Source organism: Chitinophagales bacterium, assembly GCA_040877935.1.
Lineage (GTDB): Bacteria > Bacteroidota > Bacteroidia > Chitinophagales > CAIOSU01 > JBBDNB01.
Genome location: JBBDNB010000008.1, coordinates 31,102 through 48,741, shown reverse-complemented (window position 1 = coordinate 48,741; position 17,640 = coordinate 31,102). Strand labels below are relative to the sequence as shown.

Annotated in this window: 12 protein-coding genes; 9 read left to right on the top strand and 3 right to left on the bottom strand. The window is 31.8% G+C overall.

Going from position 1 to position 17,640, the window contains the following annotated elements; genetic code table 11:
* Positions 1–2: 2 nt before the first annotated feature.
* The 4 genes from WD048_01850 to WD048_01835 are packed head-to-tail and all read left to right on the top strand — an operon-like array spanning position 3 to position 4,325.
* Positions 3–905 (top strand): glycosyltransferase family 2 protein, encoded by a 903-nt coding sequence (locus WD048_01850; GenBank protein MEX0810929.1) that lies wholly within the window; start codon positions 3–5, stop codon positions 903–905.
* Positions 902–2,608 (top strand): hypothetical protein, encoded by a 1,707-nt coding sequence (locus tag WD048_01845; GenBank protein MEX0810928.1) that lies wholly within the window; start codon positions 902–904, stop codon positions 2,606–2,608. Before WD048_01850 ends, WD048_01845 begins: the two co-directional genes overlap by 4 nt.
* A gap of 42 nt (positions 2,609–2,650) precedes the next feature.
* Positions 2,651–3,676, top strand: a complete 1,026-nt coding sequence (locus WD048_01840; GenBank protein ID MEX0810927.1) for a Gfo/Idh/MocA family oxidoreductase — start codon at positions 2,651–2,653, stop codon at positions 3,674–3,676.
* Complete coding sequence (locus WD048_01835; GenBank protein MEX0810926.1) at positions 3,636–4,325, top strand: glycosyltransferase family 2 protein; 690 nt, start codon at positions 3,636–3,638, stop codon at positions 4,323–4,325. Before WD048_01840 ends, WD048_01835 begins: the two co-directional genes overlap by 41 nt.
* A 5-nt stretch (positions 4,326–4,330) precedes the next feature.
* Here the strand turns inward: WD048_01835 and WD048_01830 are convergent, their stop codons facing one another.
* Positions 4,331–6,004: a hypothetical protein gene (locus WD048_01830; protein ID MEX0810925.1), complete on the bottom strand. Its 1,674-nt coding sequence runs from the start codon at positions 6,002–6,004 to the stop codon at positions 4,331–4,333.
* A gap of 127 nt (positions 6,005–6,131) precedes the next feature.
* Between WD048_01830 and WD048_01825 the strand changes: the two genes are divergently transcribed.
* From WD048_01825 to WD048_01815, 3 genes are all read left to right on the top strand, one after another.
* A complete protein-coding gene (locus WD048_01825) occupies positions 6,132–7,664 on the top strand; it encodes a cobalamin-dependent protein (GenBank protein MEX0810924.1) in 1,533 nt (510 codons plus the stop codon).
* A gap of 179 nt (positions 7,665–7,843) precedes the next feature.
* A complete protein-coding gene (locus WD048_01820) occupies positions 7,844–8,932 on the top strand; it encodes a hypothetical protein (GenBank protein ID MEX0810923.1) in 1,089 nt (362 codons plus the stop codon).
* A 101-nt stretch (positions 8,933–9,033) separates the two neighbouring features.
* Positions 9,034–10,587 (top strand): cobalamin-dependent protein, encoded by a 1,554-nt coding sequence (locus tag WD048_01815; protein ID MEX0810922.1) that lies wholly within the window; start codon positions 9,034–9,036, stop codon positions 10,585–10,587.
* On the opposite strand, the gene WD048_01810 is transcribed toward WD048_01815, so the two are convergent.
* A complete protein-coding gene (locus WD048_01810; protein MEX0810921.1) occupies positions 10,588–11,619 on the bottom strand; it encodes a Gfo/Idh/MocA family oxidoreductase in 1,032 nt (343 codons plus the stop codon).
* A gap of 13 nt (positions 11,620–11,632) precedes the next feature.
* Entirely contained in the window at positions 11,633–12,676 is a 1,044-nt protein-coding gene (locus tag WD048_01805) for an FAD-dependent oxidoreductase (GenBank protein MEX0810920.1), read from the bottom strand.
* 329 nt (positions 12,677–13,005) lie between these two features.
* On the opposite strand from WD048_01805, the gene WD048_01800 reads away from it, so the two are divergent.
* Together WD048_01800 and WD048_01795 are read left to right on the top strand one after the other, a co-directional pair.
* Positions 13,006–14,304, top strand: coding sequence for a vanadium-dependent haloperoxidase (locus WD048_01800; protein MEX0810919.1), 1,299 nt, complete (start codon positions 13,006–13,008; stop codon positions 14,302–14,304).
* The gene (locus tag WD048_01795; GenBank protein MEX0810918.1) at positions 14,301–17,633 is read left to right on the top strand and encodes a VCBS repeat-containing protein; all 3,333 of its coding nucleotides are present in this window, start codon (positions 14,301–14,303) and stop codon (positions 17,631–17,633) included. Before WD048_01800 ends, WD048_01795 begins: the two co-directional genes overlap by 4 nt.
* The last annotated feature ends 7 nt before the right edge of the window (positions 17,634–17,640 follow it).

Below are 17,640 nucleotides of genomic sequence, written 5' to 3'. Positions count from 1 at the left end.
AAATGAATATTTCAATAATCATACCTTGCTATAATAATGCAGAAAGCTTGTGGGAACTGATAAATCGACTTAAAAAAATTGAAGAAAATCAAGTCTTTAATGCTCATACTATCGAATATGTGTTTGTGGATGATAAATCTGAAGATGATACCTATACAATTCAACAGGAAATAAAGGCTAAATACCCTAATCAAATAAAGATTATTAAACTTACCCGGAATTTTGGTTCGTACAATTCATTTTTAGCAGGTATGATCTATGCGCAAGGTGATTGTAATGTTTATTTACATGCAGACCTTCAAGACCCCCCAGAGTTAATACCATCAATGTTTGAGCATTATTTAAATGGATACAAACTTGTTATAGCTAATCGTTCAGAAAGGGCTGATAATAGTATATTTTCAAATTTATATCATATAATGGTTAAACACTTTGCTATTAAAGATATCCCTAAAGGTGGCTTTGACCTTGTATTATTTGATTCAAAAATAAGAGAAGAAATTGTAGCGATTTCTGAAAAAAATACCAATAATGTTTATTTAATTTCCTGGTTAGGATATCCATATGTTAATATTCCATACAATAGGGAGGAACGAAAATATGGGAAGTCGCAGTGGAAGTTTTTTGCAAAAGCTAAATTGTTTGTGGATACATTCTTTTCTTTTGGTAATATACCACTCTGGACAATTAGGTTTTCGTTTGTGCTATTAGTAATATATTTATTTGTAAAATTATTGATAGTGATGATTACCCCTGGGTACGACTTAGAAAAATTAGAAATTCCTTTTTTATCTGTTTTAATTAGTCTAATGCTCTTAATAATAGGAGAGTATATTAGTAGGGTTCATGAAAGTGTTCGAAAAAGACCTAATTTCATTGTTGAAAAGGTAATAGATTCAGAATGAAACAAGACTTTACATTCACTAAAAGATATTATTTAGCAGAACTTACAATCAGTATTTTAACAGTATTAGTTTGCTTGATTTTTTTTCCGATCACCTTTGATGATTCTTATGATTCGTTAATTTACAATGCGGCTTCATTACAATTTAGTAATTACTCTATAATAGATTGGCATTACCTTTTCTTAGTTGGAATTAACGAACCTTTAAAATTTTTATTCAATATATTTCCGGCAATTAACTGGTTAGTAATAAGTTATGTGTTATTCTGCTGGTTAAGTTTATTTGTTGCATTAATTTTAGTCAAAAAAGTAATATTTGACAAACACCAGGGCTATGTTTTGTTAATATGGACACAAATTTTGATTTCATTAATATTCATGGAGTCTTTTATATCATTAACATATACAAGGACAGCACTTCTATTGTGTGGTGTATCTATGTTTGGATTTTTCTTCAGTCCAAAAATTACATTTAAGCAAGCATCCGTTTACACTATTATATTCATATCAGGCATGTGTTTTAGACCGGAAGCAGCAATTGGAATGCTTCTATTAATCAGTGTCGGGCACTTTATTTATTTTACTTCTTTTAAGCGTTTAATTAAGCGCTCATTTATACCCACTTTCATAATTTTATTGGTAGCGACAGTTTTTATAATTGACTGGAACCACACGGATAGATTTGAGAAAAAAATAGAACCAAATATTGAGTATATATTATCAACGGGAAGGGTTGTTCCAATAAGTGAAATGGAAAACAAGGTTGATTCCGTTAAATATAGAATGGCTACCAGGGGAATGTTTATTGATTCAGAAACCCTGAGTGCTGATTTTATAAGAGATAAAATAGCTACTCCTGAATATAATTTCAAATTAGATAAGCTAATTAGATCGTTTACTAATATTTATGGGTTTTACAAGTATTATTTATTTATCCCTGCTGTTTTAATAATATTAATTGTATTATCTCTAATCTCTGACAATAGATTGAAAACTTTCACTTCTATTGTATTATTTAATGTTTTCAATTTCTTACTGCTTTCTATAATAGATTATAAAGCAGAAATTTACTTAAGACATTTTTTGTGTTTTCAAATATTTACTTTATTAATCTGTTTGTTCTATTTATTCAGGTCAGAGATAAAAAATAGCAAGCATACACTTATAACTGCTGTTTTATCAATAATACTAATTGTGCCCGCATTTGGATACACAATTAAGAACTATATAGAAAATTACAGTTCAGTAGCTGAAGCCATAGATTGCTACAAATCTACTATGCACAAAATTGAAGAAAACTTTCAAAACCGATATCTCTTAGTATCTTTAGAAGCATATCACCTATTTGACAAACCGCCAAGTATTAAGAATAAGAATTACACAAAGAATACATATCTAATGTACGATTTAAGTACATATTCAATAGTGCCTTCTTATGTGCGATATTTGTCCACAATTTGTAATTGCAAAGCAGAAAACCCTGTATTATTTTTAAATTGGGCTGCCGATAATCAGGTTTTATACATAGGGAATACAAATAGAGTTGAGATTTTAGAACAATTCATGAAAGTGATTTATGATATTGAAGTTTCATTCACACCTATCAGTAGTAAAAAAAATAAGCATGAATGCATGAAACCCTCTGTGAGCAACAACTCTATTGCCGGCAGTGATTTTGAGATTTTTCAAATTGATTTAAGGTAAATGGGTTAAAATAATTATTAGAATATAATACACTGAATATTTATGTTGAAAATTGGCTTAATTGGTTTTGGCTATTGGGGCAGAAATTTTGCAAGGGTAATTTTAAATTCAAGTAGTGCAAAACTATTTGTGATATGTGATATAGATGAAAATCAATCCAACGATATTTTCTTTCAAATTCACGATCAAATTCCATTCGAAAAAGATTACAAAAAAACTTTAAACTACGATTTAGATGCGGTAATAATTTGTTCACCTACAAACACCCATTTTAATATTTCTAAATTCTTTTTAGAAAAGAAAATTCATGTTTTTTGTGAAAAGCCCTTGGCCACTGAAGCATCAGAGGTATCTACACTTGATGACATTGCCCGGAAGAATAACGTTACCCTTATGGTTGGGCAGATTTTTGAATTCAACCCAGTTGTTAATAAGATTAAAACAATAATAGAAAATAAAGAATTAGGAGAGATACTGTACATAACAATGGTAAGAGCTAGTCTTGGGCCGGTAAGAACAGATGTGAATGTTGTATATGATTTAATAACACACGATGTATCGATTTTAAATTATTTATTAGATGATCAGCCTAAACAGATAAATGCTACCGGAATGTGTTTCTTTAGTGAAGGCATAGAAGATTTAGTGTTTGTTAATATGAAATACAACAACAAGTTAATTGTTAACATTCATGCATCATGGCTTGAAGCCTCAAAAGAAAGAACCATAAAAATTGTTGGTGATAAAAAGATGATTATTTTTAATGATGTAGATACTAATTCAAAACTTAAAATCTTTGAAACCGGTGAATCTTATCAAAAATTTAATGGAGATTTTGGTAGTTTTCAGCTTTCAATGAAAGATGGAGATATACATATACCTAATATCAATTACGAGGAGCCTTTAATAATTGAGTTTAATCATTTTATTAGTTCAATCGTAAACAAAACAATTCCAATAACAAATGCCCAAAATGCTTTAAAAGTTGTTTCTGTTTTAAATAAAATCCAAAAATCCTTAGAAATTAATGCGAAAAAGTTCTCTATCTATAATAACTCCGGTATTTAATGAAGAAGATATTATTATTGATTGCATTTCAGAAACAATTAAAAATGCAAATTTATACTTTGACAAAGTAGAATATATAATTGTTAATGATGGCAGTACCGATAAATCTTTAGAGATTATTAATACAAATTATGCTCTTAACCCTGATTTTAAAATTATAAACAAAGAAAATGAAGGGTTTGGTAGCGCTGTTAAACTAGGTATAGAAAATTCTACAAATGAATATATAATTTGTATTCCAGCAGATAGTCCGTTGGACAAGGATACTTGTCATACTTTTTTTAGCAGCAATATTGATTTTGCAGACATTATTATAAGCTACAGAAAAGAAAGAAAAGGCTATACAAGGTCAATGCTGCTTAACTCTAAAATTTATCACTTTTTAATTTCCTGGTTATTCTCAATTAAATTAAAAGACTACAATTGGATTCATTTATATAAAAGAGATATTTTCAATTCTATTGAAATAAATTCCAAAGGGCTTTTTATGCTATCTGAAGTGTTGGTAAAAGCAAATAAACTCGGTTTTAAAATCGAAGAAGTCGAAGTCGATCAAAAAATGAGATTAACCGGAATTGCAACAGTTTCTAAGCCATCAGCAATAATCAATACTTTAAAAGAAATGATCAGCTTCTACATATTTAGGTAAAGCTCCTAACAATTGCTGCACTTAACATAAAATGGTTTAAGTGCGTATTCTTTTATTCCAGTATTAATATGCCTGAATTCTATATCCATATCATGAATATTCTTCAGGTATTCTTTAAGAAACTGATTGTATCCATCTTGTGATATAAAAACAATGCTAGAATCATTTGCGCATTTACTTATTCTTTCAGAAAGGTATGGTAAATCCTCTCCAAAAAATGGTCTATTGTGTTTTTTATAAAAATCAAAAACATGAAACAGATAAAAATCTAAGTTGTAATGCTTGATTTTTGGTGCGTGTAAATCAGAGAACAGTTTTGAAGGATAATTTGTAAAATCAAAGCCATGGGCAAATACTATTGTCTTATTTTCAGGTGAATTTGCAAAATTCTCTTTAATCTTCCTTACTGAAAATGCCTTTTTAAAATTATCCGCTTCAAAACCAGCCACTTCTTTATAATAAAATATAGATGATAATATAAAAAAAACAAATATGAATGATAGGTTAATTTTTCCGTGTACCGAACTGTCATTTTTTTCTGCAATATATATGAAATATAATACGCACATTGACACGCATATAGAAATAGCTACAGAATATGGAAAAACAAGGTAAACATTAAATAATACAGGGAGCGTTAACAAAAAGCCTGCAAATAATAAAGTTTTATATGCTATTGACCTCTGCTTGTTTTTGCCAAATAGGTTGACAATAACGATATGAGATGTAATGTATAGTGTCAAAAAAACTAACCATTGGTACTTTTCTAAATCATACAATAGATCATCAAATTTCCCAACATAAATGGATCTAAAATCACTACTCTTAAAATATTCAATAAGAGATCTTTCCTCCATCAATATTTGATAGTCATCAATGTCGTAAACTTCATCATCCCTTATGAACCAGTTCATAGCTTGTAACTTGTAATAGGAGGAATCATTTTTCTCCGCTTTAATACTCATCCGGTCAAAAAATTCATGTTCTGCCTTTAAGATTAGTTTATGATCAGGATGATTCGATGATTGATAAATTAAATAATAAGAATATAAAGAGATGGATGTCAACAATAAAATAGTCGTTGTTTTAAATAATTTTCTATTAAATAAAAACACAAAAACTGAGGCTATTAATAATGTTATAACAGCAATTTCTAATCTTGATACAATACCAATACCAAGCAGTAATATAGATAAGCCTAAATAATATCGGGGGATGTTGTGATAACGTATAAGGTACAATAAAAGAAGTGCAGCAAAAATAGAAAAATAAGCAGCCCTGTGGTTATTTACATATACTATACAGCAAGTAAATGTTACTACTGAAAAGAGACCCGCCAAAGACGTGAAAACTAAATTTTTATTTTTATTATAGATGATCATAAACACAAAAATCAACACTCCTAATATCAAAGTATTTATAATTGTGTACAGCAGGGCATAAATATGTGCTTGAGGAAAAGCAGAACTTAAATCCGAAATTAAAGGGAATACACCAAACCATTGTGGCACAAAAAAATTATTGGTAATTGGTGCAGCACATTCCTGAAGCACAATTGAATTTATGAAAGATTCATAGGTGTCGAAATAGGTACCGAAAAAATAATTGATTGCAGCAATGTATATTAATGAAATAATGCTAGCGATTAAAAGCAAGCGATTAACCTTTTTGCCAGGCATATACTAATAAATTATTGGTTTATACTAACGAAATAAAATCATGCGGTGTAATAGTTCTCTTCTTTTTAGTTACATTCACTATATCCTTTGAATAAAAAATTGATAGAGAAAAATTTGCGTTAAGCTAATGAAAATTTGTCTAATAAAACCACCAGTTCTACATAAGGGAGTTTCCTTTGCCAGGTATGCAACCCCCCCTCTTGGCTTAGCATATATTGCAGCTGCTTTAAAAAAATCTGGAAATGAAGTGTATGTTATTGATGCTTCAGCAACTGGTATTAATAGCGTTGAGAAATACAAAGACAATATATACTTATTTGGGTTAAATAAAAACGATATATCTGATCTGATTCATGCAGATACCGAGGTCATTTGTTTTAGTTTTATGTTTACCAATAATTGGCTGTATGATCGAGAATTGGTTGGCTATATAAAGGAAAGATATCCCAATGCTATATTGATAGCAGGAGGAGAACATGCCACTGCAGCACCGCAATACTGTATGGAACAAGCTCCATTGGATTTCATTGTGCTTGGAGAAGGTGAAAGTGCTGTAGTTGAATTATGTAACAGTTTAAAAGAAAGTAACAGCTTCAGTGAGGTTCCAGGTATAGTCTATAGGAACAATGAAGGAATAAATTATTCAAAAGGGAAAAAGAGAATAAAAGATATAGAAAAAATCCCCTGGCCAGCCTGGCACTTGTTTCCTGTTGAAGAATATTTTGAAAATGAAATGACATATGGGGTTCACAGGGGCAGGACCTTACCTATTATGGCAACAAGAGGTTGCCCTTATGATTGCACATTTTGTTCCAGTCCCTTGATGTGGGGAAGAAAATACCAAATGCGTTCTCCCAAAGACTTTGTTGACGAAATTGAACATCTATACAACACATATAAAGTAGATAATTTCGATTTGTATGACCTCACTGCTATTATAGTTAAAAGTTGGATTGTTGAAATGTGCAATGAAATCATCAAACGAGATTTAAAAATCACATACCAGCTACCATCAGGTACCCGGGCAGAAGCAATAGATTTTGAGGTAGCTGATTTATTGTATAAATCAGGGTGTAAAAATATTACTTATGCTCCCGAATCCGGTTCTGATAAGGTATTAAAAGAGGTCAAGAAAAAAGTTAAGACTAAGAAAATGCTCGAATCTATTAAATACTCAAACCAGGCAGGGTTAAATATTAAACTCAATATGATAATGGGTTTTCCAGATGATACCCATAAGGATATTTGGATTTCATTTTGGTTTTTAATTAAGTCAACCTGGTATGGTGCTAATGACGCAGCACCGGCAATTTTTTCACCATATCCTGGATCTGAATTATTTGATCGTTTGATTGAGGAAGGAAAGTTGAATTTAAAAAATGATGATTTTCTTTATAGCATAATTGATTCTTATGATGTGGTGCCAAAAAAGGTATATAGTAACAATATAAGCGCTTTTTCTATAAGGGCTTATATATTTATATTCTTGATTTTGTTCTATGGGTCTAACTATTTGTTCAGGCCTAATAGATTTTTTACTACAATTTATAATGTTTTAAAAAACAAACAAGAATCTAAAATTGAGCAGTTGATTCATGTAAATCTTATAAAACCAATTGTTTTGTTTTTCAATAGGTCAAATTTATACCACAATAAATGATGCGCAAATTAAAAGGTATGTACACCTACATATCAATTACATTATTATCTGCTATTATAATATTTATTTTAATAAACCTCATAAGTTTGTTACTGCTCAATTACAATAAATCAGCAAATAATAACAAGGACAATATCATAAACAAACTGCTCTGCTATAATGCATACACTAACAAAAAATTGGGCATTAGAGTAGATACTTCAACAGTAGATTCTATGTTGGATGAGTATATGCAGTATTTGAAGTTAGGCAATAATGAATTTGAATTTCACCCGGTTACTGAGTATCAACAAGCCCCAATTCATTTTGAATGGTACAACATAAATCACAATAAGAATGATTTCAATACAAGGTCAAGTGGAAAAGAACTTAGCTGTAAAAACACTTATAAAGTGTTTTGTATTGGCGCAAGCACTACATTAGGAGTTTTACTGGAAGACCAGCATACATGGCCGTCTTTTCTTTATCGAATACTTAATGAAAATAAAGATGAAAATGCCTGTTATAATGTAACGAACTACGGTGTGGCTTCATTTAGTCCCACTCAGGAAACCAACCAATTCATCCATTTGCTTAAACTTGGTCATCGACCAAGTCTTGTCATTTTTATGGATGGTACAAGCTTTGGATCCACACATGATGGGTCAGAATTTTCCAGTAAGATATTTAACAGATTTAATTATAGTGGTTTAAAATTGGCTGATTTCCCCAAATTTTTCTCATTACTTCCTGCAATAAAATTAATTAATGGCAAGCCAATTAATGATGAAGTTGATTTTTTTAAAACTGATGAGGAGTATGATTTGCTAAATGTTGAAAGCACAACTGAATACAATGATATTATTGTAAACAGATTTATTGAAAATGCCAGAATAAGAAAATCAATTGCAGACTTGTATGGAGTTGAAATCATACAAATTCTACAACCCAATGCTTATATTAACTATAATAGAAAATATTTCTCTAAAACAGTTCAGGGATGGATGGAGAATGAAACACTGGTTGAAAAAAATCATCGCTATATTTATAATAAAATATTAGAATCTGATGTGGGCTTTGTTGATTTTAGTGAATTGTTGATTGAATATGAGAAACCTGCCATTATTGATATAGTGCATTATTCTCCTGATTTTAATAGGTACTTAGCAGCAAAAGTAAATGAACTATTAAGTGAAACTAAAGATATGGTTCCTTATAGATTTGAAGAGGATTCTGCAACAGGATATTTTTTTACTCCTAAAAAAAATACATCTATTGGTTTAAATTAAAGTACTCAATAGAGCATTGGATTTTAGAAAATATATTGTTAATTTGAATCTTAAGCTAGAAATAGCAAATTGATTTGTTGTTTTGTTTAAATATAACATGTATGAAAATTTGTATTGTTCGTCCATCAGTTTTACATAAAGAAGTTGCTTTTTCTCATATGCCTGTCGCCCCTTTGGGACCAGCATATATTGCAGCAGTATTAAGAGAAGAAGGACATGAAATTCAAGCACTTGATGCAGCAATAGAAGGCTATGATCAGGTAGAAAAATTTAAATTTGGCACCTATATATTTGGCCTCAACAAAGAAAACACAATCAAACAGATTGATGAAGGGACTGAAATTATATGCTTTAGCTTTATGTTTACCAACAATTGGTACTTTGATAGAGAACTGGTTGATGAAGCCAGAAAAAAATTCCCTGATTCTGTAATAATAGCTGGAGGAGAACATGTTACAGCTGTACCTGAATATTGTTTTGACACCGCTCCTGAACTTGACTACATCGTTATGGGCGAAGGTGAGGCTACAATCGTAGAGTTAATTCATTGTATTGAAAACAATAAACCGGTTGATGAAATATCGAGAATTGCCTTTAAGAAAAACACTTCAGTTCAAGTAAATAATACAAGTAGAAAAATTAAAAGAGTTCAGCAAATCAATGATATTCCCTGGCCTGCTTGGGATTTATTTCCATTGCAAAAATATTTTGAGAATAAGATAACCTATGGAGTTTATAGAGGAAACTCATTGCCTATCATGGCATCCAGAGGCTGTCCTTATGAATGTACTTTTTGTTCCAATCCTCAGATGTGGGGACGTAAATACAGTTTAAGAAGTGTGATGGATTTTGTAGATGAGATGGAGTTCCTGAACAGTAAATACAATGTTGTAAACTTCGATTTCTATGATCTTACTGCAGTAATTAAAAAATACTGGATCATAGAAATGTGCGATGAAATTATGCGTAGAAACCTGAAAATATGTTATCAAATGCCAGCGGGAACACGTACGGAAGCTATAGATTTCGAAGTGGCAGAAAAACTTTACAAATCTGGTTGTAAAAATATTACTTATGCACCAGAATCCGGTTCAGATATTGTTTTGTCTGATATTAAAAAGAAAGTAAAACTTGAACACTTACTTGAATCTATAAGATTTTCAAAAGATGTAGGGATGAATATCAAACTCAATATTATGGTTGGGTTCCCTGATGAAACCCATATAGATATTTTGAAAACCATTTCATTCTTAGTCAAATCAAGCTGGTATGGAGCTAATGATATGTACCCTGCAGTTTTTTCACCTTATCCGGGATCTGCTTTATATGACAGGCTTGTAAGTGATGGCGAAATTGATCTTTACAGCGATGAGTATATTATGGAAATAATCAATTCACATGATTTATGGCCTGGAAAAGTGTACAATAATAAAATCAGTTCCAATGCGATTAAATTTTATACTGTGATTATGTACCTTGCTTTTTACTCCTCTAATTTCTTGTTCAGGCCACAAAGATTTTACAATTTAATTAAAAATTTAGTGACCAGTAAACATGAATCAAGATCAGAATTAGTAATATCACAAACACTGCAAAAACTAAAAATGTCTAAAAGTAAATCGGTGGTGAAAGAAAATAAACGCTTAGCGAGCTAATTATTCCATTTCGTTCTTTGAGGACAATTTACTAACCCCAGATTGCCAAAACATAGAGTCAATAGCACTCAGGCAATAACTTTCATTATTTGTTAAAAGTGGAGCGTTTGATGGCGTTGATAGTGCGTCAACCATTTTATCGATGCTGACAGACAGTAAATCACGAGAATAAATTTCCGGATTATTATTTACTTTATAACTTGTTTTGAAATCTGCTCCAATTTTCACGCCTGAAACAATAGCTTCAAAACTATTATCAGTTCTTATTTTAACACTTGCCAGTTCAACATTTTTACTTTGCTCAATTCTCATTTTTCCATTAATGAGTTTGTCTTTTTGATTTAAATAACTGAAAGACAAAACACACTGGATATGATCATTATCCTTACTGAAATCAATATTCGAAATTGAGTATTTGCTCTGATTATTCAGGTTGAATTTTATTAAAATACTTGATAGATGAGAAATACAAAGTTCAAATAATTCTTTAGGGGGCAACAAGCCGGTCTTAGCACCAATTGAAAAAACTATTTCAAGCTCTGATTTTAATTCAGGAAGTAACTTGTTTTCTGCAAGAAATACAGGAATATAAGCTCTTTGACAATTAACCGAAAGAATAAGTCCTTTTTTTTCAGCCATTTTATATAAACTCTGCAAATAATTCAATTTTTCATCAATGATATTATCAAAACTAAATAGTGGTTTTTCACAAAATACATGCTTATTGTTTTGAATGGAAAGTTCAATATAATTCAGGTGAGTAGGTGTAGGACTTGCTATGACGACCATATCTATATTTTCAGAGCTGAAAAACCGATCAATTATTTCAAGTGGATACAGCTCCGTGCCTACCGGTATTTTTGAATATTTATTTTCAATTTCCTGGATGCTCTTTTTAATGCTTTGGATTGTGGTTCCTCCAATAGCCGTAAGCAGGGCATTTGAATTATTTAGAATCTCCCGAATTATAAAAGTGCCAATGCCATATCCATTATCATTTCTACCTGGGCCAATAATCCCTATTCTTACCATATTAATAATTCCATTATGACAAAAAGTCCAACAATCTATTCTCTGCTTCGAATATGGTATTAATCTTTCCGGAAAATACTTTTATTAATCTCCCATCATATTCAATCTTACAGGTTCTATTTGCATTCAAATCATTTATAATTGCTCTTGTAGATAAAACAGCATTTTCAAGTCTGAATTTTTCAGAAAACCCAGGATTATAATATTCCGCTTTATCTATTATTTCGGATGAATTTTCCACTTTAAAATCTTTCCCTGTACTATTTATCTTGCTAAATTCATTTTGGATTTCTTTAAAGTTATCGCTGATGTGGAGTCTTGAGTATTTCACATCATAGAGAGAGAAAACATTTGATTTATTGTTTGTTTTTAATGGAGAAAGTGTTTGAAATTCACCGTCCATTATTACATAAGAAATGTTTTGTTTTTTAGTTGTATCAATAAATATTGGCAGTTGAACAAGTTCATACTGCACCTCAAAACCAATCATTTGTGTAAAAGCACCATAAGTGCAGTCAATTACATAGTCAAAATCATATTTATTATCTATTGATATTACATTCCCTTTTTCGGAAATAGATTTAACTTTATGATTAAATGTTATTTCATCTCTAATGCGTTCATTGAAAAAATTTATAGACTTAGAAAAATCTATAAAGTATTCATCGCAAATTAAGGCACCGCTGAGATTTCTAAGCCCTAATTCGTCAGGTGATTTTTCAACAAATTGTAATCCGGATTTTTTTAGAACATTTTTATATGAATCCCAACTCATGTATGAACCATCTTTTGAAACTCCATATATATTTTTATCTACTTTGTACAGAAAGTCTTTATATCTTTTTTCAAACTCCAAAAAACCCAACTTTGTTTGATTCATGGTTTCTTGACATCTGGGATAATGAAATCCCCTATGAAGCCTGCCAGTATTGTTTCCTGATGCACTAGAAAAAATCCTATCGTTTTTTTCAAATAGTTTTATGTGGTGGCCTTTTTGTTTAAGTACGTATGCTATATGACAACCAAACCAACCTGCACCTATAATTCCGATTCTCATTTTCCTATTTATACTTGATTAGACAACAAATCTCGTTACTATTTTAAGATTTCCTATCTATTTAGATTGAGTTTAAGGAGTAAATTAAAGAACTTTTAATTAAAATCTCACTAAGCATCGAAATAGATTAATCGGCATGAAATAATTGTCCCTTTCAGTGATAATTTGGCTCTATGCTAAATTATTGCAGGAAGAATCATTTAGTTTTTGTGAATTTTTCCATTTTAAGTTTAGAGATAAAAGTATAATTTCATGGCAGTTATTTAGTACAATGAGTAATAAGCCTTTAATCCCTTTAACTTTTGAGGTTTATCTAAAAGAAAAAATTGATGATTTTAATAAAAAAAATAATTATACCATTGTTTGTTTGGTTAAGTTTTGGTTGCAATGAAAAGACTAAAATAATCCCAAATGATTATTTCATAAGTTGGAATGATCTTACTATTCAAACAATGAAAACCGATGGAATAAACCCTGTATTGGCAACCCGAATTTATTTGTATCCAAATATTGCTGCTTATGAAGTGATGGCTCATGCAGCTGATTCTCTGACTCCTTTTTCAGGAAAGATTACCGGGTTAGATTCTATACCTGCTCCAGAGAATAAAATAAATTATAACTGGGCTGCAATTACAGCATACTATAAAGTAATGTTGAAATTGAATTACAGGGAAGACTTGTATCATGATTTATATGAAAATCAATATTTGTATTTTCAGGATTTATATGCTTCCGGAATTTTGAAAAACAGTTCTGATTATGGTGAAAAAATAGCTAATGTAATAATCAAATGGGCAGAAGATGACCATTATAAACAAACTAAAGGCATGCCCTATTATATCAATTCTGAAGTACCAGGCTCATGGGTGCCGACTCCCCCGGAATACAGGTCAGCATTAGAGCCTCATTGGGGGAAGCTGAGAGCATTAACTATTGACTCACTTCCAATGTTTTCACAAGCTTTTACTATTAATTTTAGCGAAGACAGTGCTTCTGAATTTTATAATCTTGCCAGGGCTGTTTATGATTCCTCAATTAATTTAAAAGAAGAACAAACTAAAATAGCGTGGTTTTGGGACGATAATCCAGATCTAAACAATTTCAAAGGACATATGCCTGTTCCCAGAAGGCATATTAATCCTACTTCTCATTGGATGAGTATTATTGGCCAGGTGTCAAGAAAAGAACAACTAAGTTTTGCAAAAACCATTCAAATATATGCGGCTGCATCTATTGCTTTTTTTGATGCCAATTTAGTTTCATGGTATGATAAGTATCACTACAACCTGATTCGACCGGTAACCTATATTCAGCAACATATTGACCCCAAATGGATGCCATTGCTTGTAACACCTCCGTTTCCAGAACATACCAGTGCACACAGTTCGTGTAGTGCTGCCTGCGCAAGTATATTAGAACATTTTCTTGGTGATGAATATACATTTACAGATTCTACTCACTACAAAATAGGCTTGGGCACAAGAAGTTTTGATTCATTTTCTGATGCAGCCTGGGAGGTTTCTTTAAGTAGATATTATGGGGGGATTCATTATATGACCGCTATTCAACAAGGCAATACCCAGGGAAATGAAATTGGGAATCACATTATTAAAAAGCTTGAATTATGAGGTCGTATTTTCTATTCAGCATTGTCTTGTTTTATTGTTTTTTTGTTGGATGTAATGATAAGGAGAATAATGAGGGTGAAATAAAATATCTTTTTGAAGCACTATCCCCTCAAGAATCTGGGATTTACCACAAATTTGGAAAATTACCTCATGCTGGTTTAGAGGGAGGAGGAGTAGCTGTCGGTGATTTAAATGGCAATGGTTTGCAGGATATTTTTCTTGTAGGTGATTCTCTTCACGGTTTATATGAAAACCTGGGGGATCTAAAATTTGAAAATCGTTTTGGTTTATCTGGAATCCCCCCTTTCAGAGGGGCTACCTCAGTTGTAATATGGGATATCAATAACGATGGGAAATTGGACTTGTTAATTGGAAGGAGAGATGCTTCAAGTCAATCTTCATATGTAAACTTTACAGAAGACGAAAGTGTGACTTTGGAAAAAATAGAATCTAATTTTCAGATATTTATAAATAAAGGGAATTTTAAGTTTGAAAAAGACGATGCTTATAAAATAGACTTTAAAGATGCTGTTAGTGGTATAGGCCTGGCTGATTTTGACAAAAATGGATTGACAGATATAGCCATTTCAACATGGGATGTTGATTTTAATGAAGAAAATACCATGCTGTTTAAAATTGAAGATGATATGACTGTGGACAGTATACCCCCGGTTAAAATTTTCCTTCAATCTGAAAATGGTGGATTTTATTCTCGCGCTAAAGAGCTTGGGTTAAATAAAGGAAGTGTAGTTCAAACTTCATGGTCATTGTTTTGCTCAGATTTTAATAATAATGATTGGGTGGATTTATTTGTGACAAATGATTTTGATCCTCCAGACCTCTCATTTATAAACAATGAAGGAAATAATTTTGAAAATGAAATTCTGTTTGAAAACACTTCTTTCTTCTCAATGGGTGTAGATGGAGCAGATATTAATAATGATGGACTCTTAGATTATTTCGTAACGGATATGAGACCCTATACATATTATCGTGACAAGACGGTCAAATATGAAAAGTTATTTGACTGGAGTTATGGCAATATTTCAACTTTAATAAAAAATCAGACCGTAAAAAATATGTTGTATGTCAATCATGGGGAAAAGCAATTTTCAGAAATATCAGAGATGATTGATGCGGATGCCACTGAATGGAGCTGGTCTGTATTGCTGGCTGATTTTAACAACAATAAGCACAAGGATATATTTGTGAGCAATGGATATTATATTCAGAAATTCCTTGAGCATGACACTCCGCTTTATTTTGACTCTATAACCAGAGATGAAAATTTCAATGTATTTGAATTGATTTTAGGAGATACAATCACTGCTGACTATTTTACCAATTTCTTTTTTAGCAACAAGGGTGATTTGGATTTTACTGATGTGAGCCGGCAATGGTTTAAAAATAAACCTTTGAACACCAGGGGAGCTGCCTATGCAGATCTGGATAATGACGGGGATTTGGAATTGATTTTTAATAATTCCAAACAATATAGTGTCATTTTAAAGAACAATTCGAGGGAGCTTAATGACACTACAACTAATTATTTGCGGGTTAAATTAGATGCGGGCAATAAATTTTCAATATTGCACAGCAAAGTGAAAATTTACTACAATGATGAAATGCAACTTCAGGAACTCAATCCTTGCAGAGGATTTTATTCAAGCTCTGAGCATTTTTTACATTTTGGCCTAGATGAGGTTGAAAAAGTTGATTCCTTGATAGTTACCTGGTCAAATGGGAAACAAACGAAATTGAAAACGATTCATGCAAATCAACTACTTGAAGTGAATTATTTAGAAGACGAGCTAAGAGCAAAACCAGCCGAAAATAAGCCGAATTCCCCATTTCAAATTGCAGAAATTCCTGGTCTTATAGATTATCAACATAGAGAAAATGATTATTTAGATTTTGAGCAAAACCTACTGTTGCCTCAATTGTACTCGCGTTTTGGTCCCTATATGGCTAAGGGAGATATTAGTGGGAATGACTTGGAAGATATTATAATTGGTGGAGCAGCAGGATATCCCACTGAAATTTATTATCAAATTAGTTCTGGTGTTTTTAGAAATGATACCACAACACTGGCAGGTGAAAAGTGGAAAGAAGATGCAGGTATAGCTATTTTTGATATCAATGGCGATGGCATGAATGATATTTATGTGGCCTCTGGGGGCAATGAGAAGGCGCATGGAGATGATTTTTATAACCACCGTTATTATCTCAATAAAGGAAAAGGTAAATTTCAGAAATATATCCTGCCACAGATTAATACTAGTGCTTCAGTTGTGCGTCCCGGAAAAATCGATAATCAAACCTTTGTTTTTGTAGGGGGGAGGGTTAAGGCATGGGAGTACCCGTTGCCACCGGAGAGCTACCTGTTTGTATATGAAGATGGAGCGTTCAGGGATCATACAGATAAACTTGCAGTAGGATTGAAAAATATTGGAATGATAACAGATGCCATTTGGACTGATTTTAATGGAGATGAAAATGATGATTTGATAGTAGTTGGAGAATATATGTCTCCTCAGTTTTTTCAATATGTAAATGGAAAACTAGTAAATAAAACCAGGGAAATTTTCCCAGTGGATACCTTAAGTGGTTTTTGGAACAGCATAGAAACTGGTGATTTTAACAATGACGGGAAGCCGGATTATGTTATCGGTAATCTTGGCTTAAACACGCGGTATAAAGCTTCAGCTTCCTATCCGCTGGAGATATTTGCTGGTGATCTTGATGATAATGGTTCTCTTGATGTAATAACAGCATGCTATTATGAAGATAGTGTCCTATATCCTACTAAGCAGTTAGGGCCATTAAAAAAGAAAATAAACGGACTGTCCAAAAAATACTATCGATATTCAGATTTTGGTAAGGCATCAGTATATGATGTGTTTGGTATGGAAAATTTAGAAAGCGCTTATCATTTAAAAGCACACACTACAGCTTCAATTTATTTGCAAAATTCAGGTGATGGAAAGTTTGATGTTAAAATCTTGCCCGTATGGGCACAGGTAGCTCCTATTATGGACATGCTTGTACTTGATTTTGATAAGGATGGAAATCAGGATATTGCAGTAGTTGGAAATTTCTATCACAGCGAGGTCGAAAGAGGACAATACACAGCTCAAAAAGGCTTGATATTGAAAGGCGATGGAAATGGAGATTTTAATGAATTATTACCTGCTGAAACTGGTTTGTGGGCGGATGGAGATTGTAGGGCAATAATTGATGTTGATACTGATGGAGAAAAGCCTCTGATTATTGTTGGAAGAAATAATGGTAAACTAAGTTTGTATAAACTAACAAGACATGAAATGTAATTTAAGG